The organism is Cryobacterium gelidum (assembly GCF_004403985.1).
Lineage (GTDB): Bacteria > Actinomycetota > Actinomycetes > Actinomycetales > Microbacteriaceae > Cryobacterium > Cryobacterium gelidum.
Map to the genome: position 1 here is coordinate 257,729 of NZ_SOHL01000013.1, position 25,148 is coordinate 282,876.

General features: G+C 65.7%; 25 protein-coding genes. 10 read left to right on the forward strand and 15 right to left on the reverse strand.

Annotated elements, in window-relative coordinates; translation table 11 throughout:
* A complete protein-coding gene (locus tag E3T50_RS07535; protein WP_134461579.1) occupies nt 1-273 on the forward strand; it encodes a DUF6457 domain-containing protein in 273 nt (90 codons plus the stop codon).
* Nucleotides 273-512: a MoaD/ThiS family protein gene (locus E3T50_RS07540; protein WP_134551276.1), complete on the forward strand. Its 240-nt coding sequence runs from the start codon at nt 273-275 to the stop codon at nt 510-512. Before E3T50_RS07535 ends, E3T50_RS07540 begins: the two co-directional genes overlap by 1 nt.
* A 14-nt stretch (nt 513-526) precedes the next feature.
* On the opposite strand, the gene E3T50_RS07545 is transcribed toward E3T50_RS07540, so the two are convergent.
* Complete coding sequence (locus E3T50_RS07545) at nt 527-949, reverse strand: molybdenum cofactor biosynthesis protein MoaE (protein ID WP_134461585.1); 423 nt, start codon at nt 947-949, stop codon at nt 527-529.
* The gene (locus tag E3T50_RS07550) at nt 949-1,464 is read right to left on the reverse strand and encodes a MogA/MoaB family molybdenum cofactor biosynthesis protein (protein WP_134551277.1); all 516 of its coding nucleotides are present in this window, start codon (nt 1,462-1,464) and stop codon (nt 949-951) included. The genes E3T50_RS07545 and E3T50_RS07550 overlap by 1 nt, the downstream gene beginning before the upstream one ends.
* A gap of 150 nt (nt 1,465-1,614) precedes the next feature.
* On the opposite strand from E3T50_RS07550, the gene E3T50_RS07555 reads away from it, so the two are divergent.
* The 3 genes from E3T50_RS07555 to E3T50_RS07560 all read left to right on the forward strand — a co-directional run bounded on the left by E3T50_RS07555 (nt 1,615) and on the right by E3T50_RS07560 (nt 4,537).
* A complete protein-coding gene (locus E3T50_RS07555) occupies nt 1,615-2,940 on the forward strand; it encodes an MFS transporter (RefSeq protein ID WP_134551278.1) in 1,326 nt (441 codons plus the stop codon).
* A gap of 94 nt (nt 2,941-3,034) precedes the next feature.
* Nucleotides 3,035-3,181, forward strand: coding sequence for a hypothetical protein (locus tag E3T50_RS16185; RefSeq protein ID WP_166784232.1), 147 nt, complete (start codon nt 3,035-3,037; stop codon nt 3,179-3,181).
* Between the two features lie 126 nt (nt 3,182-3,307).
* On the forward strand, nt 3,308-4,537 hold the full coding sequence (locus tag E3T50_RS07560) for an NAD(P)/FAD-dependent oxidoreductase (RefSeq protein WP_134551279.1): 1,230 nt from the start codon (nt 3,308-3,310) through the stop codon (nt 4,535-4,537).
* Between the two features lie 77 nt (nt 4,538-4,614).
* Here E3T50_RS07560 and E3T50_RS07565 read toward each other — a convergent pair whose 3' ends face one another.
* The 7 genes from E3T50_RS07565 to E3T50_RS07595 form a co-directional block, all read right to left on the reverse strand.
* Nucleotides 4,615-6,036 (reverse strand): dicarboxylate/amino acid:cation symporter, encoded by a 1,422-nt coding sequence (locus E3T50_RS07565; RefSeq protein WP_134551280.1) that lies wholly within the window; start codon nt 6,034-6,036, stop codon nt 4,615-4,617.
* 136 nt (nt 6,037-6,172) lie between these two features.
* Nucleotides 6,173-6,529: a DUF488 domain-containing protein gene (locus E3T50_RS07570; protein WP_134551281.1), complete on the reverse strand. Its 357-nt coding sequence runs from the start codon at nt 6,527-6,529 to the stop codon at nt 6,173-6,175.
* Nucleotides 6,530-6,547: 18 nt separating this feature from the next.
* Nucleotides 6,548-7,306, reverse strand: a complete 759-nt coding sequence (gene narI / locus E3T50_RS07575) for a respiratory nitrate reductase subunit gamma (protein WP_134551282.1) — start codon at nt 7,304-7,306, stop codon at nt 6,548-6,550.
* Complete coding sequence (gene narJ, locus E3T50_RS07580) at nt 7,303-8,028, reverse strand: nitrate reductase molybdenum cofactor assembly chaperone (protein WP_241990811.1); 726 nt, start codon at nt 8,026-8,028, stop codon at nt 7,303-7,305. Before narJ ends, narI begins: the two co-directional genes overlap by 4 nt.
* The gene (narH, locus tag E3T50_RS07585; RefSeq protein ID WP_134551283.1) at nt 8,025-9,692 is read right to left on the reverse strand and encodes a nitrate reductase subunit beta; all 1,668 of its coding nucleotides are present in this window, start codon (nt 9,690-9,692) and stop codon (nt 8,025-8,027) included. The genes narJ and narH overlap by 4 nt, the downstream gene beginning before the upstream one ends.
* A complete protein-coding gene (locus E3T50_RS07590) occupies nt 9,692-13,480 on the reverse strand; it encodes a nitrate reductase subunit alpha (protein WP_241990812.1) in 3,789 nt (1,262 codons plus the stop codon). The genes narH and E3T50_RS07590 overlap by 1 nt, the downstream gene beginning before the upstream one ends.
* A 145-nt stretch (nt 13,481-13,625) precedes the next feature.
* Entirely contained in the window at nt 13,626-14,300 is a 675-nt protein-coding gene (locus tag E3T50_RS07595) for a helix-turn-helix transcriptional regulator (RefSeq protein ID WP_134551284.1), read from the reverse strand.
* 142 nt (nt 14,301-14,442) lie between these two features.
* Here E3T50_RS07595 and pdhA point away from each other — a divergent pair, with 142 nt between their 5' ends.
* The 4 genes from pdhA to E3T50_RS07615 all read left to right on the forward strand — a co-directional run bounded on the left by pdhA (nt 14,443) and on the right by E3T50_RS07615 (nt 18,579).
* Entirely contained in the window at nt 14,443-15,516 is a 1,074-nt protein-coding gene (gene pdhA, locus E3T50_RS07600; RefSeq protein ID WP_134551285.1) for a pyruvate dehydrogenase (acetyl-transferring) E1 component subunit alpha, read from the forward strand.
* Nucleotides 15,517-15,542: 26 nt separating this feature from the next.
* Nucleotides 15,543-16,556: an alpha-ketoacid dehydrogenase subunit beta gene (locus E3T50_RS07605; protein WP_241990813.1), complete on the forward strand. Its 1,014-nt coding sequence runs from the start codon at nt 15,543-15,545 to the stop codon at nt 16,554-16,556.
* Nucleotides 16,557-16,565: 9 nt separating this feature from the next.
* Nucleotides 16,566-17,837 carry a dihydrolipoamide acetyltransferase family protein gene (locus tag E3T50_RS07610; RefSeq protein WP_174844741.1) on the forward strand — a complete coding sequence of 424 codons (1,272 nt, stop codon included), beginning with the start codon at nt 16,566-16,568 and terminating at the stop codon, nt 17,835-17,837.
* 64 nt (nt 17,838-17,901) lie between these two features.
* Nucleotides 17,902-18,579, forward strand: a complete 678-nt coding sequence (locus tag E3T50_RS07615; RefSeq protein ID WP_134551286.1) for a helix-turn-helix transcriptional regulator — start codon at nt 17,902-17,904, stop codon at nt 18,577-18,579.
* On the opposite strand, the gene E3T50_RS07620 is transcribed toward E3T50_RS07615, so the two are convergent.
* Genes E3T50_RS07620 through E3T50_RS07630 form a run of 3 tightly spaced genes read right to left on the reverse strand, consistent with a single transcriptional unit; the run spans nt 18,576 to nt 20,885 of the window.
* Entirely contained in the window at nt 18,576-18,803 is a 228-nt protein-coding gene (locus tag E3T50_RS07620; protein ID WP_134551287.1) for a putative acetyltransferase, read from the reverse strand. The two genes, E3T50_RS07615 and E3T50_RS07620, sit on opposite strands and share 4 nt — an antisense overlap.
* A complete protein-coding gene (locus tag E3T50_RS07625; protein WP_134461622.1) occupies nt 18,800-19,498 on the reverse strand; it encodes a potassium channel family protein in 699 nt (232 codons plus the stop codon). Before E3T50_RS07625 ends, E3T50_RS07620 begins: the two co-directional genes overlap by 4 nt.
* On the reverse strand, nt 19,491-20,885 hold the full coding sequence (locus tag E3T50_RS07630; RefSeq protein WP_134551288.1) for a TrkH family potassium uptake protein: 1,395 nt from the start codon (nt 20,883-20,885) through the stop codon (nt 19,491-19,493). The genes E3T50_RS07625 and E3T50_RS07630 overlap by 8 nt, the downstream gene beginning before the upstream one ends.
* A 206-nt stretch (nt 20,886-21,091) precedes the next feature.
* On the opposite strand from E3T50_RS07630, the gene E3T50_RS07635 reads away from it, so the two are divergent.
* Complete coding sequence (locus tag E3T50_RS07635; protein ID WP_134551289.1) at nt 21,092-21,595, forward strand: hypothetical protein; 504 nt, start codon at nt 21,092-21,094, stop codon at nt 21,593-21,595.
* On the opposite strand, the gene E3T50_RS07640 is transcribed toward E3T50_RS07635, so the two are convergent.
* The 3 genes from E3T50_RS07640 to E3T50_RS07650 all read right to left on the reverse strand — a co-directional run bounded on the left by E3T50_RS07640 (nt 21,592) and on the right by E3T50_RS07650 (nt 25,119).
* The gene (locus E3T50_RS07640) at nt 21,592-22,989 is read right to left on the reverse strand and encodes an NAD(P)/FAD-dependent oxidoreductase (RefSeq protein WP_134551290.1); all 1,398 of its coding nucleotides are present in this window, start codon (nt 22,987-22,989) and stop codon (nt 21,592-21,594) included. The two genes, E3T50_RS07635 and E3T50_RS07640, sit on opposite strands and share 4 nt — an antisense overlap.
* Nucleotides 22,986-23,705: a phosphatase PAP2 family protein gene (locus tag E3T50_RS07645; RefSeq protein ID WP_241990814.1), complete on the reverse strand. Its 720-nt coding sequence runs from the start codon at nt 23,703-23,705 to the stop codon at nt 22,986-22,988. The genes E3T50_RS07640 and E3T50_RS07645 overlap by 4 nt, the downstream gene beginning before the upstream one ends.
* Nucleotides 23,706-23,841: 136 nt before the next feature.
* Complete coding sequence (locus E3T50_RS07650; RefSeq protein ID WP_241990815.1) at nt 23,842-25,119, reverse strand: multidrug effflux MFS transporter; 1,278 nt, start codon at nt 25,117-25,119, stop codon at nt 23,842-23,844.
* Between the last annotated feature and the right edge of the window lie 29 nt (nt 25,120-25,148).

Consider the following 25,148-nt stretch of genomic DNA (forward strand, 5'->3'; position numbering starts at 1 on the left):
ATGAGCTCTGCACCGCTGCCTCCCGAAGCGCTCGACGACTGGCTCACCGCCCTCGCCGACCGACTGCAGCTCAACTCCGAAGACGTGCCCGTGGGCGGCCTGCTCGACGTGGCCCGCGACGTGGCCCACAACGTGGCGCGCCCGGCCGCGCCGCTCAGCACCTTTCTGATCGGACTCGCCGCCGCGAAGAATGGTGGAACCACCGCCGATATCGAAGCGGCCTGCGCCACCGCGACCGAACTCGCCCTCGCCTGGACCCCCGGCACACGCTGATGGCGACCCTCCGCTTTTTCGCCGGTGCTGCCGAAGCCGCTCAGACCGAAACGGCCACCCTCAATGCGGGCACAATCGGCGAACTGCGCACCGAACTCGGCGAGCGTTACGGCAACGAGTTCGTGCGCGTGCTCGGCCTGTGTTCCCTGCTCGTGAACGGCGCCCGCGCTACGGATGACGCGGTCGCGCTCTCGCCGACCGATGCGATCGACGTGCTCCCGCCTTTCGCGGGCGGGTAGCACTCCCGACAGGCCTACAAACCGACCCAGGAATGGCTGCCGTCGACCTCGTACTGCTTCTTCCAGATCGGCACCTCCGCTTTCACGGTCTCCACCAGGCTCTCGCAGGCCGCAAAAGCGTCGCCGCGGTGCGCGCTCGCGACCGCCGCGACGAGGGCGAGGTCGCCCACGTCGAGGTGACCGATGCGGTGGCTGACGGCCAAGACGACAAGCGGATGCTGCGCCCGCACCCGGTCGGCGATCTCGCCAATGATGCGCCCCGCGTCGGGGTGCGCGCTGTAATCGAGGCCCGTGACACGTCCGGCAGCATCCGGATCGTGATCGCGTACCTGCCCGATGAACGTGACGACGGCGCCGTGCGTGGCGTCGGACACGGCGGTCACGTGCTCACCGACGTCGAGCAGCGACTGGGTGACCTGGGCAAACCCGGCTCCCATCAGTGGTCGCCGCCGTCGAGCTGGTCGATGATGTGCCGCACGAGCGGCGCGAGAATAGCAACGCCGTCACGTACCGCGCCGGCCGAACCGGGCAGATTCACCACGAGGGCGCCGTTGTTACCGACCGAATCGGCGATTCCGGCGATCCCGCGGGACAGCATCGCGGTGGGGATCGTGGCAACGCTCACCGCACGTATCCGCTCGGAGATGCCCGGCAGGTTCGTGCGCAACAACGGCGCCGTTCCCTCGGGGGTCAGGTCCCGCGATGACACTCCGGTGCCACCAGTCGTCACCACGAGGCGGGCGCCATCCCCGAGTGCGGCGGCGATCGCGCCGGCCACGCTCTCGATGCCGTCGGGCACAACCCGCGGCTGCGCACACGGGATCCCCACTTCGGCGAGGGCATCAACGGCGGCCGGCCCCGATCGGTCCTCGCGTTCTCCGCGCGAACAACGATCAGACACGGTGATCACGACGGCCCCGAGTTCGGCCCCAAGCTTGAGCTGAGTTTTCACCTTTCCACATTACCGTGACCGTCACAGGCCTCCCCGCATCGGCTTTCACCGGAATCATTTTTCACGGTGTTTGACCGGTGCACCTTGCCCGACAAGCGAACAAGCTGGCTACCAAGCGGGTCGAACGCCCGACCAAAAGACGAGGAAGCCATGTCAACCGTCTCACCACCACGCGTCGTCTCCACGCTGAAGTCGGACCTTTCCAACTGGGATCCGGAACACGACGAAACGTGGGATTCGCACCTCGCCTGGCGCACCCTGTGGATCACCACCTTCAGCATGACGCTCGGGTTCGCAGCCTGGTATCTGGTCAGCGCGATCGCCCCGCGTCTCAATGACATCGGCTTCGACCTGAGCACCAGCCAGCTGTACTGGCTCGTCGCCCTGCCCGGCCTCGCTGCGGGACTGCTGCGGCTTGTGTTCATGTTCCTACCGCCGATTCTGGGCACCCGAGTGCTCGTCGCCCTCTCGAGCGCGCTGCTCTTGCTGCCGATGATCGGCTGGACTCTGGTGGCCCGTGACACGTCTACGCCCTACTGGGTACTACTCGCCCTGTCGTTCGCGGCGGGCATCGGCGGCGGCAGCTTTTCTGGCTTCATGGCCTCGACCAGCTATTTCTTTCCCAAGCGCCTGGCCGGCACAGCGCTTGGATTGCAGGCAGGACTCGGCAACTTCGGCATCGGCCTCATTCAGCTGCTCACCCCGTGGGTCGTGGGTTTCGGCCTGCTCGGCACCGCAGTGCTCACCCCGGAGAGCGATTCAAACGGCGAGTTGGTCTGGCTGCACAACGGCGGGCTCGTGCTCATTCCCTGGGTGATCCTCGCGGTCATCCTCGCCCTCCTGTTTCTGCGCCACGTGCCGATCAAGGCCAACTTCAGGCAGCAGCTGGACATCTTCAAGGTCAAGCACACCTGGATCATGACCGCGATCTACCTCATGAGCTTCGGCGCGTTCAGCGGCCTCGCCGCCCAGATGGGCCTCATCATTCTCAACGTCTACGGCGACTTTCCCGACGCGCCCAACCCGCTCGCCTACGCCTTCATCGGTCCGGTCGTCGGCGCCCTGGTGCGCGCAGCCTCCGGCCCGCTCTGCGATCGGTTCGGCGGCGCTATCTTCACGTTCATCGGCGGCGCCGGTATGGCGGTGGGCACCACCGCCACCGTGTTCTTCCTCACCCCCACGGACGTCTCGGAGTTCAACGGGTTTCTGACCGGAATGATCATCATTTTCTTCTTCTCGGGCTTGGCCAACGCCGGCACGTTCAAGCAGATGCCGATGATTTTCCCCAAGCGCCAGGCTGGCGGGGCCATTGGCTGGACGGCCGCGATTGCCGCTTTCGGACCGTTCATCGTTGGTATGGCCCTCACCGGCATGAGCCCGTCCACCTTCTTCATCGGCTGCGCCGTGTTCTGCGCGCTGTGCACCGCGCTCGCCTGGTTCTATTACGCCCGTCCTGGCGCGCCCAACCCGAGCTGACGCTCCCTCCCACGACCCGAAGCCCCTACTCCTCCAGCGGGGGCTTCGGGTTTCTTCCTGCCGACGGGGTCATACTGAAACGAGGAGGTCACCGATGACCGAATACGACGCAATCGACGAACCCCTCGGCGGCGACCCGGTCTGCTGGCTCGAACAGGTCTGCCCGGAGTGCGGCGCCTACGTCTCCGGCGAGCTGCCAGCCCGGTGTTGGCGCTGCGACACCCTGGTCTCGCCGTCCTGACCCGCCTCCGCCCACGCGATGCCCCTCAAAACATACCGCCCGATCCACGAACTGCGCACAAGTCACCCCTCGCCCAACCGGGCAAACCCTCGTACAGTCGGAGCACGCCCACGGAAGGACAATGCCATGGCCGACCAGCAAAGTTTTGTGATCGTGGGGGCCTCCCTCGCGGGTGCGAGCGCAGCCCGCATCCTGCGTGATGAGGGTTTCAATGGAGAGATTCATCTGATCGGCGCGGAAGAGCACCATCCGTATATCCGCCCGCCGCTGTCGAAGGACTATCTCGCCGGCACAGCCGAGCGAGACTCCGTCTTTGTCGAAAGCCGAAGCTGGTACACCGACCGCGACGTGCAGTTTCACCCCGGCACCCGCGCGGTCGACCTCGATCTTGCGGCACACCTGGTGAGCACCGACGACGGCGAGTCGCGCCGCTATGATCGGCTCCTGCTGGCCACCGGCTCCCGCCCCCGCCCCCTGACCGTGCCGGGCACCGACCTCGGCGGGGTGCATTACCTGCGCACCCTCGACCACGCAGAGGCGTTGCGCTCCCTGTTGGTCGGCGGCGACAAACGGCTCGTGGTCGTCGGGTCTGGATGGATTGGCATGGAAGTGGCCGCGACCGCCCGAACCCTCGGTAACGAGGTGACCATCCTCGAGCGCGGTGCGGTGCCGCTTGCGGCGGTGCTCGGCGACGAGCTGGGCAGCCTGTTCGCGGGCCTGCATGAGGAGCACGGGGTGGTCGTGCGCCGATCCGTGGTGGTCGAGAGCCTCGTCGGAACCGACGGCCAGGTGACCGGGGTGCTCCTCGCCGGCGGTGAAACAGTGCTCGCCGACCTCGTGCTGGTGGGCATCGGCGCGGTTCCGAACGTGGAACTCGCCCAGAAAGCCGGTCTCGACGTCGACAACGGAATCCTGGTCAACGCGAGCCTCACAACGAGTGACCCAGACGTCTTTGCAGCGGGGGATGTCGCCAGCGCGGAGCATCCGCTGATTCAGCAGCGCCTGCGCAGCGAGCACTGGGCGAACGCCTTGAACGGCGGCCCGGTGGCGGCGCGGGCGATGCTCGGCCAGAACGTGTCCTTCGACGCCATCCCATACTTCTACACCGACCAGTTCGACCTCGGCATGGAGTACTCCGGCTTCGGCCCGCTCACCCGCGACGCCGAACTGGTCTATCGCGGCAACCCGGGAACCCGGGAGTTCATCGCGTTCTGGCTGAACGCCGGCCGGGTCGTCGCGGGCATGAACGTGAATGTCTGGGATGTCAACGACGCCGTGCAGGACCTGATCCGACACGGCCGACCGGTTGATCCGTCCCGGCTGAGCGACGAGACCATCCCGCTGGGCAACGTCTAGAACCCCGAGTGCGTTTCAACACTCACCGGCGAGCGGAGGCGGCACGAGCCGCACTCGCCTCCGATGCCGGTGCGAGATTAGACCCGAGTGTCGGCCAACGTGCTCGGCGCTGATGCGGTGGATTCCTCAGAATCGTCCGTGAACGGCTGGGCCGTGCGCGGGGCGTTGTAGAGAGTCTCATTCAGGATTCCCTGGCGCTTAGCCACAATCGTGGGCACGAGCGCCTGGCCCGCCACGTTGACGGCCGTACGACCCATGTCCATGATTGGGTCGATGGCCAAGAGCAGGCCGACGCCGGCCAGTGGCAGTCCAAGCGTCGACAGGGTGAGTGTCAGCATGACGACGGCGCCCGTCGTGCCGGCCGTGGCCGCAGAACCCAGGACTGAGACGAGTACGATCAGCAGGTACTGGCTGAGGTCCAGCTGGATACCAAAGAACTGGGCGACGAAAATCGCGGCGACGGCCGGGTAGATGGCCGCGCAACCGTCCATCTTGGTCGTTGCGCCCAGCGGCACGGCGAAGGATGCGTAGCCGCGGGGTACCCCGAGGCTGCGTTCGGTCACGCGCTGGGTCAGCGGAAGGGTTCCGATGGACGAGCGCGACACGAAGCCCAACTGAACGGCCGGCCACACGCCAGAGTAGTACTGCTTGACGGAGAGCCCGTGGGACTTGATCAGAACGGGGTAGACCACGAACAGAACCAGAATCAGGCCAATGTAGATGGTGACTGCGAACTTGCCCAATGACCCCATGGTGTCCCAGCCGTAAACCGCTACCGCGTTTCCGATCAGGCCGATCGTGCCCAGCGGTGCGATGCGGATGATCCACCAGAGCACCTTCTGAATGACCGCGAGGGCTGACGCGTTGAGGTTCAGGAACGGTTCGGCTGCCTTGCCCACCTTCAACGCAGCGATGCCCACCGCGATGGCGATGACCAGAATCTGCAACACGTTGAAGCTGATGTTGGTGGTCGCGATGCCGTCGACGACGTTGGTACTGGCGCCCAGACCGAGGAAGTTCTTCGGGAAGAGCCCGGTCAAAAAGGCCCACCAGTCACCGGTCTTGCCGGAGTACTCGGCGTTATCGGCAATATCGGTGCCGGCCCCCGGCCGCACCAGCACACCCAGCCCGATTCCGATCAGAACGGCGATCAACGCGGTGATGGCGAACCAGAGCAATGTGTTCCAGGCGAGCTTTGCTGCGTTGGACACCTGACGCAGGTTCGCGATGGAACTGACTACGGCCGTGAAGATGAGCGGCACGACGGCCGCCTGCAGCAGCGAGACGTAGCTCGAGCCGATAATTTTCAGGGTGGCACCGAGGCCGTTGGGGTTTGCTTCTGTACTGCCGGTGTATTTGGCCACGAGCCCAAGGCCCAGACCGATGATGAGTGCTGCGATGATCTGCACCCCGAAGGAGCGCACCCACTTGTGAAGTCTGCTGTGGCTGGTGCTGACGGGAATTACTGAAGGCACTGGTTCGACACTTTCTGTTGTCATTTGTGAGACACGCTGACGCCCCCTGACCCGCATGCGGGGAGCCCCTCGAGATTCCCCTCCACGTGCGGGCGCTCTAGACCCAAGGCCGAAAGCGGGCTCAGTATTCCTCCGCGCGAATTGTGGACCTGTGCGTCGACTATTCCTGCAGGTATTCGGCGAGCACCCGCGCGTGGTTCACCTGCGGGTCCTTGGCCCCGTAGATCAGAGTTGTGACCTGCGACCCCGCGGCGAGCGCACGCAGCTCCTGGACGGCCGCCTGGGTTGGCGCGTTGCCGTCGAGTTCGGCGCGGTAGCGCAGCGCGAACTCGTCCATTCGCTTCGGGTCGTGCTTCCACCATGTGCGCAGCGCGGGCGACGGTGCAACGTCTTTCAGCCACTCGTCGAGCGCGGCGTGCTCCTTGGAGACACCGCGTGGCCAGAGTCGGTCAACCAGCACCCGGCATCCATCGGAAGCGGATGCCGCCTCATACGCTCTTTTAATTCGTAGTGTCATGCAGCCAGTATCGTGCCATTATTTGCGCGAGCGCTCGAGCGGACGCTCGCTCTTTTCCCAGCCGCGCCGCGGCGGGCGCGATCCGGCACCCCGAGGGGCGTCCCGCGAACGGTAGACCACGTAGGGGCGCACGAGGTAGCCGAGCGGCGCCGAGAACACGTGCACCAGCCGGGTGAAGGGCCACAGCAGAAACAGAGCGGTCGCCGTGAGCACGTGCAGTTGGAAGAAGAACGGCACATCGCTCATGAGCGACGGGTCGGGCTGAAGACTGTACAGCGAGCGGATCCAGGGTGAGATCGACCCTCGATAGTCATACCCGCCGCCGAAGATCTGGTACAGCACGGTGGCCGTCGTGCCAAAGGTGATCGTGCTGGCCAGGAACACGTACATGACCTTGTCCATCACCGTTGTCACGAGTAACACCCGTTTGGTCAGGCGGCGGCGGTAGATCAAAATGGCGAGCCCGGCAACGGTGAGCACGGCCGCGAAACTGCCCAGCCAGGTAGCACCGAGGTGATACATGTGCTCGGTCACGCCGAAGAATTCAAGCCACGGCTTAGGAATGAACAGGCCGACGACGTGCCCGCCGATCACCATGAGGATGCCGTAGTGGAACATGGGCGAGCCCCACCGCAGCAGCCGGTTCTCGTAGGTCTGGCTGGACCGGCTCGTCCAGCCGAACTGGTCGTAGCGGAAGCGCAGCAGATGCCCCACCACGAATACGCCAGAGGCGGCATAGGGAAAAGCGACCCAGAGCAGGTAATCCCAGGCGGTCATACTCTCACATCTTCATTTGCGTGCGCGGAAAACGGTTTCAGATTGCCGAGGTAGGTCATTCCGACCGTCTCGGTCGGCGGCCCCTCGTTGACGAGGTTGAGGTAGCGTTCGCGGGTCTCGTCGTCGATCACGGGCAGCGACAGGCACACCGCCTCCACAAGGTGGGCGTAGGGACTGTCGAACTTCTCGAGCGCCGAACGCAACACCTCGATACCGTCGCGGTGCGCGGCGAGCAGTTCCTGCGCGATCAAAGAGTCGGAGAGCGCTGAGAATTCCAGCACCATCGGCAGGTAGTCGGGCAGTTCGTCGGCGTCAACCTGCCAGCCCGCGGCCCGGTAGGCCGCGACGAACCGCACGAGCGCCATGCCGCGGCGGCGGGTATCCCCGGCCGCATAGTAGGTGAGGTACGGGCAGCACTTGCGTTTCAGGTCGAACGTCGCGGTGAAGTGCGTTTCGAGCTGCTGCTGGCTGAGCGCGTTCACCGCGGTGAAAAAGGCTTGGAAGCTGCGGCGCAGCTCGCCGGGCAGATCCGCAACGGATTCCTCCACCAGCGAAAACTGCGCCCGCCGCTGGGGCGTGGGGTAGTCGAGCAGAATCGACGCCGCCATGTGCGCGATCACTCCTTGCTCGGGCGTCAGCGGAACGGCCGCGATCGCTCGCGGAGCCGTCTTGGGCGCCCGAAAGCCGAAGTTCATCCGTGCGCCGAGGGTGCCCACGTTCATGCGGGGCTCCCGGCATCCGCTATCGGCGGGAACATGCCCTGGGGCGCTCCCTTACCGTTCCAGTTGAGCAGGTTGACCCGGCCCGGGGTGGTCGGCGCGGTCGCACTCGGGCGCCCGGTCATCGTGTTGTAGTTGTCGACCGTGGCGCCGAGCGGCATGCCGACGGTGTTGCCGTAGGGGCCACTGTGCCCGGCGGAGCCAGGCCCGCCCATGCCGGGGCCGCCGTCGGTGTCGAGCGAGCAGCCGAGCTCTTCGAGCTCCCGCGCGGTCTCGACGTGGGCCTTGGGAATGACGTAGCGATCTTCGTACTTGGCGATTGCCAGCAGCCGGTACATGGCGGTGATGGTCTCACTGGTCATGCCGACCGCGTTCGGAATGCGCTCGTCGGGCTCGTTGCCGAGATTGATGTCACGCATGTAGGCGCGCATCGCGGCGAGCTTGCGCAGTGACAGCTCGACCGGAACGACGTCGCCGGCCGAGAACAGTCCGGCGAGGTATTCCACGGGAATGCGCAGCTTGTCGATCGCGGCGAACAGCGTGCGGGCGTCTTCCCCGTCGCTGCCCGAGTTGCTCACAACGTCGACGACCGGCGAGAGCGGGGGGATGTACCAGACCATGGGCATGGTGCGGTATTCCGGGTGCAGCGGCAGGGCGATCTCGTACTCGGAGATGAGCTTGTAGATCGGACTGTTCTGGGCGGCTTCGATCCAGTCGTCGGCCATGCCCTCCGCCTTGGCGGCGGCGATGACCTCGGGGTCGAACGGGTCGAGAAAGCAGGCGCGTTGGGCGTCAAGCAGATCCTGATCATTTTCGATCGAGGCCGCGGCGAGCACCGCGTCGGCGTCGTAGAGCATGAGGCCCAGGTAACGCAGGCGTCCGACACAGGTTTCGGAGCAGATGGTGGGTTTACCCTGCTCGATCAATGGGTAGCACAGCGTGCACTTCTCGGCCTTGCCCGTTTTGTGGTTGAAGTACACCTTCTTATAGGGGCAGGCGGAGACGCACATGCGCCAGCCGCGGCACCCGTCTTCGTCCACGAGCACGATGCCGTCTTCTTCACGCTTGTACATGGCACCGGAGGGGCAGGCCGCCACGCAGGCGGGGTTGAGGCAGTGCTCGCAGATGCGCGGCAGGTAGAACATGAAGGTCTCTTCGAACTCCATCTTCACGTGCTCGCTCATCGTGGCGAGAATCGGGTCCTGCGCGGCAGTTTCCTGCGAGCCGCCGAGATTGTCGTCCCAGTTGCCCGACCATTTGATGTCCATGTCCTGGCCGGTCAGGAGCGACTTCGGGCGTGCGACCGGGCTTTGTGTGCCGGCCGGGGCGGTGGTGAGCATGTCGTAGTCGTAGGTCCACGGCTCGTAATAGTCGTCGATTTGCGGCAGATTCGGGTTGTTGAAGATCTGCGAGAGCTTCTTCAGGCGTCCGCCGGCCTTCAGCTGCAGCCGGCCGCGCTTGTTACGCACCCAGCCGCCCTTCCACTTCTCCTGGTTCTCGTACTCGCGCGGGTAGCCGATGCCGGGCCGCGTCTCCACGTTGTTGAACCAGGCGTACTCCACACCGGTACGGTTGGTCCACACCTGCTTACAGGTGACGGAGCAGGTGTGACACCCGATGCACTTGTCGAGGTTCATGATCATCGACATCTGGGCCATGACACGCACTAGTAGTCCACTTTCTGGCTGCGACGACGAATCACGGTGACCTCGTCGCGTTGGTTTCCGGTCGGGCCGAGGTAGTTGAAGGCGAAGGACAGCTGGGCGTAGCCGCCGATCAGGTGGCTGGGTTTCAAGAGGATGCGGGTCAGCGAGTTGTTGGTGCCGCCGCGCATGCCGCTGGTTTCGGCGACCGGCACGTTGATGGTGCGGTCCTTCGCGTGGTACATGTACACGGTGCCCTCCGGCATGCGGTGCGAGACGATCGCTCGCGCCACGACGACGCCGTTGCGGTTGTACGACTCGATCCACTCGTTGTCGCGCACCCCGATCTTGTCGGCGTCCTGCGGGCTCATCCAGATGGTCGGCCCGCCGCGGGAGAGCGACAACATAAGCAGGTTGTCCTGGTATTCGGAGTGGATCGACCACTTCGAGTGCGGGGTCAGGTAGCGCACGGCGACTTCGGCATGACCCGCGGAACCCGTCGCCCCGGACGCGGTCGTGGCGCCGACGATCGAGTCGTCGAACAACCGGTGCATATCCAGCGGCGGCCGAAAAATGGGTAGCTGTTCGCCCAATTCGATCATCCAGTCGTGGTCCAGGTAGAAATGCTGACGGCCGGTGAGGGTGTGCCAGGGCTTCAGGTGCTCGACGTTGATGGTGAAGGCGCTGTAGCGGCGGCCACCGTGCTCGGAACCGGACCATTCCGGGGAGGTGAGCACCGGAACCGGCGCCCCCTGCACATCCGGGTAGCTGAATCGGCGGCCCTCGTTGTCGCTGGCGAGGTGGGCAAGCTTGACGCCCGTACGTTCCTCGAGCTGCCGAAAACCCTGCGTGCCGAGACGGCCGTTGGTGGTGCCGGAGAGGGCTAGTACCATTTCGCAGGCATGGATCGCGGTCGACAGGCGTGGGCGGCCAGCGGCCGGCCCGCTGGCCACCAGGCCGTTCTTCTTGCCGAGGTAGTCGACCTCCACGTCGGGGTTGAATTTCACCCCCTTGGTGACCATGCCTTCCGCGGCGGTGAGCGGGCCGAGCGCGCCGAGCTGCGCGGCGAACGCCGGGTAGTCCCGTTCCACCACGACGAGCCTCGGCATGGTGACGCCGGGAATGAGCGGCTGATCGTTCAAGACCGTTCCGTGCGGGGTGGCCATGGCGTCGGGCGTGTCATGTTGCAGCGGCGCCGCGACGAGGTCTTTACGCACGCCGAGGTGGGTCTGTGACATTTCGGAGATCTTCGCTGCGAGCACGTGGAAGATGTCGAAGTCGGTCTTGGCCTGCCACGGCGGCGCGATCGCCGGGTTGAAGGAGTGGATGAACGGATGCATGTCCGTCGTCGAGAGGTCATTCTTCTCGTACCAGGTGGCCGGCGGCAAGACGACGTCGCTGTAGATGGTCGTCGAAGTCATGCGGAAGTCGCTCGTGACCATCAGGTCGAGCTTGCCCTCCGGCGCGCTTTCGTGCCATTTCATGGTTTTCGGGCGGCGAGCCGGCATCGACTCGACGGCGCGCACGGCGGAGGGCGCCCCGAGCAGGTGCTTGAGGAAGTATTCGTTGCCCTTGCCGGAGGAGCCGAGCACGTTGGCCCGCCACACCACGAGCACGCGCGGAAAGTTCTCGGGCGCATCCGGGTCTTCACACGAGAACTCCAGCGAGCCGTCCCTCAGCGAATCGACCACGTATTCCGCTGGCTCCCGGCCCGCGGCTGCGGCGTCGTCGACGAGGTCGAGCGAGCTGCGGTTGAAGGTGGGGTAGCTGGGCATCCAGCCGCGCTTGGCCGATTCGACCAGGCAGTCAGCGGTGGTGCGGTCCGCAAACGTGCCGCTACCGAGCGGGCTCGCGAGGGTGTCGGCGGAGAGTCCGTCGTAGCGCCACTGGTCGGTGGCGAGGTAGAAGAACCCGGTGCCGATCATCTGGCGCGGCGGGCGTACCCAGTCCAGGCCGAAGGCGTACTGGCCGTACCCAGTGAGGGGGCGCACCTTCTCCTGGCCAACATAGTGGGCCCAGCCGCCGCCGTTGACGCCCTGGCAGCCGGTCATGGTGGTGAGCGCGAGAAATGCGCGGTAGATGGTGTCGGAGTGGAACCAGTGGTTGGTGCCGGCACCCATCAGAATCATCGAGCGCCCCTGCGAGTCCTCGGCATTCTGCGCGAATTCACGACCGATACGTGCGGCGGCCTGCCACGGCACCGAGGTGATCTCTTCCTGCCAGGCCGGGGTGCCCGGCGTCGACGCGTCGTCGTAGCCGGTGGGCCACACGCCTGGCAGGCCGGGGCGGCCGACGCCGTACTGCGCGAGCAGCAGGTCGAATACCGTCGTCACCAGCACACCAGCGACGACGCGAACGGGCACGCCGCGGCGTACGATTCCGGCCGCTCCAGCGTGCTGTTGGCCCGCAGTATCGTGCTCGGCGTCGGGCGTGACGTCGAAGCGGGGCAGGTCGATCGCAACGGAGTGGCCGTCGTAGTCGGGGGCATCCGCTATCGAGAGCAGCGGGTCGCGCCCCTCGAGGTCGAGGTTCCACTTGCCGTTGTCGGCCTCGCTGAACCGGTGGCCGATCGAGCCGTTCGGCACGAAGGGCTCGCCGTTCTCATCGAGCATGACGGTCTTGAAGGCGGCACTCGACACGGATGCGTCGGTGCCGGGCAGTGCGTCGGCCGTGAGGAATTTGCCGGGAACCCAGGCGTCCTGGCGCGGGGTGAGTGCGATCAGGTAGGACGAGTCGCTGAATTTCTTCATGTACTCGACGAAGCGCGGCGTGCGCCGGTCGACCAGGAATTCCTTGAGCACGACGTGACCCATGGCGAGGGCGAGGGCGCCGTCGGTACCGGGATGCACGGCGAGCCACTCGTCGGCGAACTTGGAGTTGTCGGCGTAGTCGGGCGAAACGGTGACGACCTTCTGGCCGCGATAGCGGGCCTCGACCATGAAGTGGGCGTCGGGGGTGCGGGTGACGGGGACGTTGGAGCCCCACATCATGAGGTAGCTGGAGTTCCACCAGTCGGCGGACTCCGGCACGTCGGTCTGGTCGCCGAACACCTGCGGGCTGGCCACCGGCAGGTCGGCGTACCAGTCGTAGAACGAGAGCATGGTGCCGCCGAGCAGCGAGATGAATCGGTTGCCGACGCCCTGCGACACGATCGACATGGCCGGAATCGGACTGAAGCCGACGACCCGGTCCGGGCCGAAGGTCTTGATGGTGTGCACGTGGGCGGCGGCGACAATTTCGGCGGCTTCGTCCCAGCTGGCACGCACCAGTCCGCCCTGGCCGCGGGCGCTCTTGTACTGTCGTGCGGTCTCGGGGTTGCCGGTGATCTCCGCCCAGGCGAGCACCGGGTCGCCCAGGCGGGCCTTCGCCTCCCGGTAGAGGTTCAGCAGCACGCCGCGCACGTAGGGGTAGCGCACCCGGGTGGGCGAGTAGGTGTACCAACTGAACGCGGCACCGCGGGGGCAGCCGCGGGGTTCGTATTCGGGGCTGTCCGGGCCGACACTGGGATAGTCGGTCTGCTGGGTTTCCCAGGTGATGATGCCGTCTTTGACGTACACCTTCCAGGAGCAGCTGCCGGTGCAGTTCACTCCGTGGGTGCTGCGCACCTCCTTGTCGTGCGTCCAGCGGTCACGGTAGAACGTGTCGGCGCCGCGACCGCCGTCCTTGAAGACGCTGCGCAGGTCTTCGCTGGTTTCGCCGCGGCGCAGAAAACGGCCGAGCTTGAGCAGCGAGTCGGCGACCGGACCATCGGTGCCTGGCTTGGTCGAAATGCTCTTTGAGATGCGTGTGTTTGTGCCTGTGCGCGTTTTCACGACTGCCCCTTGCCTGGCGGGGAGTGCCGCAGCGGCACCCACCCTCAGATCAAGCTTCGCCGCCCACCCAAACGCCTACAACCGCAAACGACCGTGAATAATGCTTCCCCGCCCAGTAGAGCCCACGAGAGCGACGGAAGCGCCGCTAGGCACCCGTTCCGGGGACACTTTTGACGTTCTCGCGCTCGATTGACGCGGCCATCACGTCGATCACGCAGAGGTGGGGGGCATCGATCAGGTTGAGGCCGACCGCGCGCAACGGACCGTCGGCCTGCTCGAGTACGCCCTGAATCAGCCGGTAGTGCACACCGCAGACCTCCGGGTGCTCCTTGACCATCTCCGAATATGGGCAGTCGTGCAGGTTCAACTGCTCGCCGTCCGCGGATCGGCTGGCGTCGAAGCCGGCCTGGTCGAGGTGGTCGTCGAGCGCGTCGAGCTGCCGCTGTACGTCGGGACCAAAGCAGCCGGCTGGCGCTGGCTGGTTACTCTGCAGCAGCGGAAGCATCTTTCGCAGCTGTTGGGCACGTTCCTGCGCGGCCTCGATTTTGCGAGCTCGAATCGACCCGAGTTCAATACTGACCCCGCCCGCGGCGCTGTACAGCATCTTCGGGCGGCCCTTGCTCTCACGCGTTTCCGGCGAGCACGTGACGAAACCGTCGTTGATCAGCCGATCGAGGTGTTCCCTGGCCGTGTTGTGGTGCAGGCCGGCGGCCTCGGCCAGGTCATTCACCGTCATCGTTCCACGACTCTGCAGCTGATACAGCAGGTTCATGCGACTCAGGCTGGCGAGCGTCTTGTAACTCGGAGGTTGGGCGGCCATGACACCATTATGTCTTTTCACAATGGGTGACACCGAGAGACGACGAGTTTGCTACCCCTCTATCCACTCCCAGTTTGAAAGGAAATCTTTGCAAACAAAGCGTTAGGCTTAATGGACGTAGTCAGCAGGAAAGTGGGACCACATGGCGACCAAAGCCCGCACGCGAGCGAAGCAAGTCGACGCTCAGGGCGGTGACCCCGCCGGTACACTGCGTGACTATTACGAACAGATGTCACTGGTGCGGGCCTTCGAGCTGCGCTCCGGTGAGATGTATGCCCGGGCCAAGATCGGCGGCTACTGCCACCTGAACCTTGGCGAGGAAGCCACGGTGGTCGGTCTGATGGCCGCCATCGAAGCCCGAGATTACCTGTTCACCGGCTATCGCGACCACGGCTACGCCCTGCTGCGCGGCCTCTCACCCGAGCGCGTGATGGCCGAGCTGTTCGGCAAGACCACCGGCGTGTCGGGCGGACGCGGCGGCTCCATGCACCTTTTCGACGCCGAAACGCGACTGTTCGGCGGCTACGGCATCGTCGGCGGCCAGATTCCCCCGGCGACCGGTGCCGCGCTCGCCCTGAAATATCAGGAATCGGCCGGCCCCGATGCAGCCGCCGTGATGTGCCTGCTCGGCGACGGCACGACCAACATCGGCGCGTTCCACGAATCGCTCAACCTCGCCGGCCTCTGGAAGCTGCCGATCGTGTACGTGATCGTCAATAATGGGCTCGGTATGGGTACGACGGTGGAGAAGGCATCCGCTGAACCGGAGCTGTACAAGCGCGCCGCCTCGTACCGCATGCCCGGCCTGCGGGTCGACGGCGACGATGTGCTCGCCGTACGCGACGCCGCCCGCGATGCGCTCCAGCAGGCCCGTGAGTCGCGCCAGCCGGTACTACTCGAGGTCATGTGCTACCGCCTGCGCGGCCATTCTGTGGTCGATCCGGCCCGCTACCGCTCCCCCGAAGACACCACGATCGCCCAGCAGTCCGACCCGGTGCCGAGCTTTCGCGCCGAGCTGATCGCCTCCGGCGTGCTCAGCGAAGCGGATGCCACCGCCATCGACGAGGCCGCCGATGCGCGGGTCACCGAGGCGGTCACCTTCGCCGAGGAAAGCCCGGAGCCCGACCCCGACGACCTGTTCGCGTATGTGTACGCGACAGCGGTGGCGAATGCGCCATCCGCTCTGCCCGGAGAACCCGTTATGGATGCGCTGTGAATACCGATACCGATAACACTGAAGCCGTGACCACCCGCACGATCACCTACCGCCAGGCGCTCAATGAAACCCTGCGCGCGGAGCTGGAGCACGACGAGAAGGTCTTCCTCATCGGCGAAGAGATCGGCGTGTTCGAGGGGTCGTACAAGATCACCGCCGGACTGCTCGAGGACTTCGGGCCCGACCGGGTGCTTGATGCTCCGATCGCCGAAGAGGGTTTCGTGGGCGCTGCGCTCGGCGCCGCGATGCTCGGCATGCGGCCTGTGGTCGAGATCATGACCATCAACTTCAGCCTCATCGCCATCGACCAGATCGTGAACCATGCGGCCAAGATGCGGTCGATGTTCGCCGGCCAGGTCTCCATTCCCCTGGTCATTCGCATGCCCGGCGGCGGCGGTCAGCAGCTCGCCGCGACCCACTCACAGAACCTCGAGGTCTGGTACGCACACATTCCCGGGCTCAAGGTCGTCGCCCCATCGACTCCGGCCGACGCCAAGGCTCTGCTCACCGCGGCCATTCGCGACGATGACCCGGTGATCTTCTTAGAGAACCTGTCGCTCTACAGCGCCAAGGGCGAGGTGCCGGACGGCGAACAGATCGCCGAGATCGGCAAGGCCGCTGTGGTCAAGACCGGCATCGACCTCACCATCGTGAGCTACTCGCGCGGCACCACGACCGCCCTCGAGGTGGCCAACCAGCTCGAAGCCGAGGGCCTGTCGATCGAGGTCGTCGATCTGCGCAGCCTGCGGCCGCTCGACCGCGACACCATTTGCGCCTCGGTGAAGAAGACCGGCCACGCCGTCGTCTTCGAGGACGACTGGCTCAGCTACGGCATCGGCGCCGAGATATCGGCGACCATCGGCGAGGGCGTCTTCGATTTTCTCGACGCCCCGGTGCGCCGCGTCGCCGCCGCCGAGGTGCCGTTGCCCTACGCCAAATCACTCGAGCGCGCCGCGCTGCCCAGCGCAGCCGACCTCGCCCGCGTCGTGCGCGAGGTACTCAATCTCGCCCCCGCTACAGCTACCTCGAACGACAAGTAGGAGCCGGCCATGCCCGACGTCATCATGCCCCGCCTCTCCGACACCATGGAGGAGGGCGAACTCAGCCGCTGGATGAAGCAGGTCGGCGACGAGATTCACAAGGGCGACGTGCTCGCCGAGATCGAGACTGACAAGGCGACGATGGATCTCGAAGCCTTCGACAACGGCATCCTCGAGCAGCTGCTCGTCGCTGCCGGCGCCCTCGTGCCGATCGGCGCGCCGGTCGCTCGCATCGGAGACGGCAGCAATATCGTTGCCGACGGCGCGGCGCCCGCAGCACCAACGACAGCACCAACGACAGCACCAACGGACGCTCCCACGGCGGTCGCCCCCGCTCCCGCCACCGCAGCCCCCACTTCCCCGGCAAGGCCCACCGGCGAACTGCGCACGTCACCGCTCGCCCGCAAGATCGGCCGTGAGCACGGCCTCGACCTGCACACCATCGTCGGCACCGGCCCTCAAGGCCGCATCACCCGCACCGACGTGGACGCGGCGATCGCCAAGCAGGAGACGGCCGTCACCACAGCGGCCAGCGCGCCCGTATCCGCTCCGTTAGCCGTCATTCCTCAGCCAGCCACCACCTCGACCGGGTCGACGGACTCCGTCGCCGTGCCCGTCAGCCGCATTCGCGCCGTCACGGCTCGCCGACTCACGGAGAGCCAGGCCGTGCCGCACTTCTTCCTCACGAGCGTCGTCGACGTCGAGCGCCTGATCGCGTTCCGCGCCGACGCGAATGCCTCGCTCGCCGCGCTCGGCATCAAGGTCAGCCTGAACGACCTGTTCGTGCGCGCTAGCGCCGTCGCCCTGCGCGCCCACCCCGAAGTCAATGCATCCTGGGGCGACGGCGTCATCCTGCGCCACAGCCACGTCAACGTTGGCGTGGCCGTCGCGACCGATGACGGACTGCTCGTTCCCGTCGTTACCGACGCCGACCAGAAGTCCCTTGGCGCCATCGCCACCGAGACCCGCGCCCTGGCCGGCCTCGCCCGCACGGGCGGCCTGTCCCTCGCCCAGATGTCGGGCGGAACCTTTACCATCAGCAATCTCGGCATGTTCGGCATCGACTCCTTCACCGCCGTGTTGAACCCTCCCGAGGCTGGCATCCTGGCGATCGGAGCGGCGAGCGACGTGCCGGCAGTGCGTGACGGTGTTCTCGTGACGGTACCAACGGTGAAGATCACCCTGACCGTCGACCATCGAGTGCTCGACGGCGCCGTCGCGGCCGCGTTCCTGCGCGACCTCACCACCCTGCTCGAAGAGCCGCTGCGCATCGTTCTCTAGCCCGGCAGCCCGTCGCAGCATTAAAAGCACACCATTGCTCCCAAATCAGGGTTATTCTTTAACCGTGGAATTCGAAGAACGCAGTCCCGGCTGGCACGCAGCACTCGCGTCGCCAATTCGGCGCAGTGTGCTCGAGTTTTTAGTCGAATCGGGCGAGCCGCTCGACGCGCCTGCCGTCGCCGCCCAGATGAATCTGCACGTCACAACGGCGCGGTTTCACCTGGAACAGCTGCTGGGCGCCAAGCTCATTCGACGCGAACCCGACCGGTCAGGCCAGCGCGGCCGACCACGCATCCGCTTCACCGCCGTGAGGGCAGCGCGCGGCGACGCCCGCGATCAGCTCGGCCACGCCCTCGCCAGCGTGCTCGCCGAAGACGACGACGGCGGCCGGGCCCGGGCCATTCGGGCCGGCGAAAAATGGTCGGAAGCCTTCGCCGGCGGCCTCACGGCGTCAACCAGCGCGGGCGCCACCCCGCTCGTCGAACTCCTCGACCAGCTCGAATTCGCCCCGCAACTCGATGAGGAGGGTCGGTCCATCGCGCTCACGGCCTGCCCGTTCCGCGAGGCGGCCCGCGCAAACCCGGGAGTGGTTTGTGCCGTGCACCTGGGGCTTATTCAACGGGTCGCCCTGACGCTCGGCCACGACGACAGCGCGGTCGAGCTGCGCCCCTTCGTTGGGCCGCACCTCTGCGTCGTCGACCTCGGCACCGACTGGAATGCCGATCCGCACGACCCGAGCTAGATCTGTCGCGGTCGTCGCTGCGGCGCGGGCGGCACTGCCTTCGCGGCAACGACGTCACTCATCGCGAGCGTGACCAATCCCCGCTTGGTCTCCACCGAAACGGATGCCGCGCTGCGGCCCCGCAGAAAGCCCAGCGCATCGGTATACCCACCTGCAATTCGCGTGCGTACGACGACACGGGTGCCGAGCGGGGCATCCGCAAGAAAAGCGAAGGGACCGCTCATCGCATCAGGCTGTACTCTTCGACCCGCGTCGACTCACCGGCGATCAGAATGATGTCGCCGTCTTCGATCACCGTGTCGAGCGACGTGTAGCTCCAGCCGGCGCCGGGGCGGTGGAAGGCCGTGACGGTAATGCCGTAGCGGGCGCGCACCTTGGCCTGGCCGAGCGGTACGCCGATGAGCGCGCGCGGCGGGGCCGTCTTGACCAGCGCGAAGTTCTCGCCGATCTCGATGTAGTCCTGCATGGCACCGCGCACCAGGTGGGCAACTCGCTGCCCCATATCTTTCTCCGGGTAGATGACATGGTTGACGCCGAGCTGGGTGAGAATCTCACCGTGCGGGTCGCTGACCGCCTTAGCCCAGATGTTCGCAATGCCCAGCTTGAGCAGCAGCGAAGCGGTGAGAATGTTCGCCTGGATATCGCCGCCGATCGCCACGACCACGCTCGAGAAATCGGGCACCGAGAGCTCCCGCAAGGTCGCTTCCTTGGTGGAGTCGGCACGCACCACATGGGTGAGCAGCCCATTGTGCATCTGCACCACCTCTTCGTCGCCGTCGATACCGAGCACCTCGGTGCCACTCTTCATGAGTTCGAGGGCGAGGGCGCTGCCAAACCGGCCCAGACCGATGACGACGACCGATTCAGCTTCGGCGAGGCGCGCGGGGTCGCTACGCCCGAACAACGAATATTTAGCCAATGATCGGCCTTTCCTTGGGAAGTTCGTAGGTGGCGTGGCGCTCTCGCAGGGCGATGGCCGACGCGAAGGTGATTGGTCCGAGGCGGCCGATGAACATAAGCAGAATCAGGATGACCTGCCCTCCCCAGGGCAGCCCCGCGGTGATGCCGGTCGATAGTCCCACCGTCGCAAAAGCAGAGATCGTCTCGAACAGCAGGGCGTCCAGCGAAATGTCCGTCATGAGCATGAGCACCGCCGTCGCGGTAATGATGACGCCAACGGCCAGCAGGGCGATCGTGATCGCCTCGCGGTGTACCGCCCGGGACAGACGCTTGCCGAACACGTTGACGGCAACTTGGCCGCGCACCTCGGTCCAGAGGATGAAGAACAAGACGGCGAAGGTCGTGATCTTGATACCGCCGGCGGTTCCGGCCGGGCCGCCACCGATGAGCATCAAAACGTCCATGCCGAGAAGGGTGGCGGAGTCGAGCTGGGCGATGTCGACGCTGTTGAAACCGGCGGTGCGGGTCTGAACCGCCTGGAAGAAACCAACGAGGAGCTTGCCGGGCCAGCCCAGCGGGCCAAGGGTATTCGGATTGGACCATTCAACAGCGGTGATGTACGCCGTTCCCAGAACCAGGAGCACGATCGTGCCGGCGATCACGATGCGGGTGTTCATAGTCCAGGTGCGAATCGACCAGCGGAACGGTTGCCGCACCTGCGCCCGCAGCTGTCGCCGCAGTTGCACGATGACGGGAAAGCCGAGTCCACCGAGAATGACGGCGGCGCAAATCGGCAAGCAGATCCAGGCATCCGTTGCGTAACCCATGAGGTTGTCGCTGAACAGGGCGAAGCCGGCGTTGTTGAAGCTCGACACCGAGTGGAACACCCCCAGCCAGACGGCCCGGCCAACGGGCTCGCCGTAACCGATCATAAAACGTAATGCCAGCATCAGCGCGACGGTGGCTTCGATAGCCAGAGAAATACGCACAACGCCGACAACAAGCCCCTTCACGTCTTCGAGACCGACGCTCTTGGTCTCCGCAGCCGCTGTCATGCGCGAGCGCAGCGAGAGCTTGCGAGCGATCGCGAGGCCCACCACTGAGGCGAACGACATGATCCCGAACCCGCCGATCTGAATGAGAAACAGGATCACGATCTGGCCGAAGGGGGTCCAGTACACAGCTGTATCCACGACGGTCAGCCCGGTGACGCACACGGCGCTCGTCGCCGTGAACAGCGCCTCCAGAAACGACGCCGCGCCGGGCCCGACCCGGGCGTTCGGCAGCATCAGCAACGCCGTGCCAACAAGAATGGTCAGGGCAAAACCAGAAACGACGACCTGCGCCGGATGCAGCCTGTTCCGCTTCGTTGTGTTGCCGCGTTCGCGGACGGCCCGTGAGTGCACGCAGCCAACTCTACGCTGGGCACGCTGACCGGGTCCACACGATGGCTCGCCATCCGGTCGTACTCGATTGAGACAGCTCTGTCTACCCTGGTAGGCCGTGCGGATTTTCCGACCGAAGTGCGGGATACTGTCACCAGGGGGGAACAGGACACATGGTGAGTGAGGGGATCAAACCGGTAGGACCGGAAATTTTTCGGCCCCGGCGAATGCTGGTCGCACGGTCGATCATCGCGGCCCTGTCGCTATCGGTGCCGCTGCTGGTCGTGCTGTACTGGCTCACTATCCCCCGCGGCACGTGGATTATTGTGGCGGGGGTGCAGGGTGGGCTGACCGTTCTGGCTGCCGTGGCCGTGTTCGCAGTCCGCAGAATCCGTGTAACCGTCACCCCGCACAGCCTGGAGAGCCGAAACCTGCTGGGCCGGGTGACGACCTTGGGCACGACCGATATCGCCAGTGGTGTGCTCGTCAACCTGTATCAAAGCGGATCCGTCGAGACTCTCCCGCATCTCTATCTGCTCGACGCCGACGGCGAAGTTCTGCTGCGTTTCCGGGGTCAGATCTGGCCGCGTTCGGGCTTGGAAAAGCTGATCGACACGCTCGGGGTCGCTGTTGAGCGCCTGGCCGACCCGCTCACCGTGGCTGAACTCGGGCGAATACACCCGCAGCTGGTGCACCATCGCACGCGCCAGGCCGCCCGAACCGGCGTCTAGTGGCCCCGACCCGACACGACGTCGGCCACCCGCGCGAGCGGTGATGTGGTGCGACGACCGCTCAGCTCAGCTCGATCAGCCAGGGAATAGGCCCGGTACAGCGCGGTGACGGCGAGCCAGCGCAACGGTTCGGGCTCCCATTTTCGCACCCGATGGTTCACCCAGGGCAGCTCTGCGAGGCTGCTGTCCCGGCCGAGAATCAGGTCGGTGAGTGTGCGCCCGGCCAGGTTCGTGGTTGCGACCCCGGTGCCTACATAGCCGCCGGCCCACGCCAGTCCGGTCTGTGGGTCGAGACCCACGGTCGCCGCCCAGTCCCGAGGCACGCCGAGCACACCAGACCATGCATGATCGATCCGGGCTGCGGCCGTCGCTGGAAAAAAGCGCACGAGAATGTTGCGCAGAGCGTTGATCGTGGTCTGCGGGGTCTGGCCGTCGGCATCCGTTCTCGAACCAAATCGGTAGGGTACGCCGCGCCCGCCGATCGCGATGCGGTCATCGCTCGTGCGCTGCGCGTACATGTAGGCGTGCGCCATATCGCCCAGGGTCTCCCGGCCCGCCCAGCCCATGCTTTCCCAGACGGATGCCTGGAGCGGCTCGGTCACGATCAGCGACGAATTCATGGGGAGCCAGGTTCTGCGCAGCCCCTTGAGGCCGGCCGTGAATCCCTCGGTCGCGCGGACGACAAACGAAGCCTCGACGGTACCGGCCGCGGTCAGGGCCCGATGCGGCGCGATCTCACTTACCGGGGTGTTTTCGTAGATCTCCACGCCGAGCGCTTCGACCGTGCGGGCCAGTCCGGCCACGAGGGCGGCCGGGTTGATGCGGGCGCAGTGCGGATGCCACATGCCGCCGGTGGTGCCCGCCACGTTGATGCGGTTCTGCGCCGCGGTGCTGGACAGCAACTCAACGTCGGTGTGCGCCCAGGACTGCTCGGCCCGGGCGACCTGCTCCAGACGGTGCTGTTGCGCGTTGTCGTAGGCCACCGTGAACTCGCCGCCCTTGACTATCCCCGCGTCGATGCCCTCGTCAGCGGCGACCCGAATGACCTCATCGACCGTGTCGTTCATGGCGGCCTGAAACCGTTCGGCGGCGGGGCGACCGTGGCTTTTCACGTACTGCTCACGGCCGCCGGTGACCGAGTTGGTCAGCCAGCCGCCATTCCGGCCGGAAGCACCGAATCCGGCGAAGCGCGCCTCCAACACGACGATCCGCAGGTGCGGCGCCGCCTTCTTGAGGTAGTAGGCCGTCCAGAGCCCGGTGTAGCCGGCGCCGACGATGACGACATCGGCTCGGGTCGATCCGGGCAGGGCTGCGCGCGGGGCCGGCTGACCGAGCTGGTTCCACCAGAACGAGACCTTCCCGTTCTGCCGCGGCTCGTGCGGCGAGCTTGTCATGACGTGACCGTTCTCTGCCGCTTCCGCTGTCGTTCGAGCCGCCGCCGGGCGCTGATTTCACGTTCACCATCGAGCTTGGCGGCAACCGGAGCCCACAGCACGATGGCGACACCGGCGCCGAGCAACAACCCGCCGATGGTGTCGGTGAGCCAGTGCGCACCCAGGTAGGTACGGCTGAGCAGCATCAGCATCGTGTACGCGGCGCCGGCGAGCGCCACCCAGAGTCGCGGAAAGATGATGGCGAGGCACACCGCCATGGTCGCCGCGTTGGCGACGTGGCCAGAAGGAAACGATCCGAAATCAGACGTGACCAATATGTCTTCAGGCCGAGCCCGCCCAAAAGCCTGTTTGAGCAGTTGCACGCAGCCCGCACTGAGCACGGTCGCCACGAGGTAATACCCGGCTGCCCACGGCCGTTTGATCAGCACGATCACAAGAGTGATGACGAGCGGCACGACAAGAACGCCGAACAGGCCGCCGCCGAGGGCGTTCATGAACAGCGACGGAATCTCCCAGATCGGCGAGCGGTGCTCGATGATCTCGCCCATCCACTCGGTGTCGACCTCGAGGGCGAGGCTGTTGGCCCGCACGACAACGACGAGGCCGACCAGAGCAGCCAGCACCATGGCGGAGAGCCCGCTGATCACCGGCCAGCGGCGCGACACGCGGCGAGCAGCGGGATCAGCGGCGCGTTCCGGAGGCGACGGGTTAGTCATCCCGCCATCGTAGGACAGCCCGGTACGTAAAATCGGAAAGGACTAGCCCGCCGCAACCCCCGAATGCGGCGTGACATGAAATCAACGGGTTCTACGTACCCGACTCGGCGCAGACCGCCAGCGGCGCGCGCCCCCGTCAGTGGTCGAGTGCCAGCACGCTGCGCGGGCGTACGACGAGCCAGAGCACGAGAATCGAGATCACGGCGGTGACACCCATGACAGATGCCATCGGTATCGCCGTGCCCACTCCGAGCAGTCCCACGATCGGCGAGATCAGTCCGGCCACACCGAAGTTGGCGGCGCCGAGCAATGACGCCGCGGTTCCGGCCTCGTGTCCGTGGGTGTTGAGCGCGATGACCTGCACACTCGGCAACGTGAAGCCGCAGGCCGCGATGAAGAACCAGAGTGGCACCAGCGTGCCCCACAGCCCGATCCCGGCCAGGTCGAGCAGCACGATCGCGGCAGCGGTGATCACCAGCACAACGGTGGAGACGGAAAGAATCCACTGCGGCCCAATGTTGTACCGGTGCATCAGGCGCGAGCTCAGCTGTACCCCGGAGACGACACCGAGGGAGTTGACAGCAAACAGCAGGCCGTACTCCTGCGGACTGAACTGGTAGACGTCCTGAAACAGAAATGGCGAGGCCGACAGGTAGGAGAACAGCCCGGTGAACGTCATCGCCCCGATGATCGCGACGCCCACGAAGGTGCGGTCGCTCAGTACCGCTTTGTACCGCTGCCCGAGTGTGCTGTGCCCGTTCGCGTGTCGTTCACTCTCTGGCAGCGTCTCGACGATCCAGAAGGCGACGGCCAGAATCACGATGACGCCGTAGGCGGCGAGTACCCAGAAGATGCCCCGCCAGTTCATGACGAGCAGCAGCTGCGAGCCGATCACCGGCGCCAACACCGGCGCGAGGCCGCTGACGAGCGCGAGGCGGGAGAGCATCTTGACGAGCGGCTTGCCACCGAACAGGTCGCGCACCATGGCCATCGCGACGACAGCGCCGGCCGCGGCGCCGAAGCCCTGCAACACACGGAAGATGGCGAGCACGATGATGTCGTTCGACAGGGCGGCGCCGACACAGGCGAGAATGTGCACACCGGTCGCGAGCATGAGCGGCAGCCGGCGCCCGACTTTGTCGCTCCAGGGGCCTACGACCAGCTGCCCGAAACCGAAACCGATCATGGTGCCGGTCAGGGTGAGCTGGATGACCGACGGCAACACGCCGAATTCGCTTTCCAGAGTCGGAAACGCCGGCAGATACAGGTCGATGGTGAACGGTCCGAGCGCCGTGAGCGCACCGAGGATGAGAATGTAGGCGATGCGCTGTCGCCGAGTCAGTTTGTCCCCGGGGTGCACGGCGGTGGAGGCGAGTTGCGCGGCGCTGACCACGGGGATACTGGCAGTAATCACGAAAACGGATGTCCTTGGCTGGTCTAGAG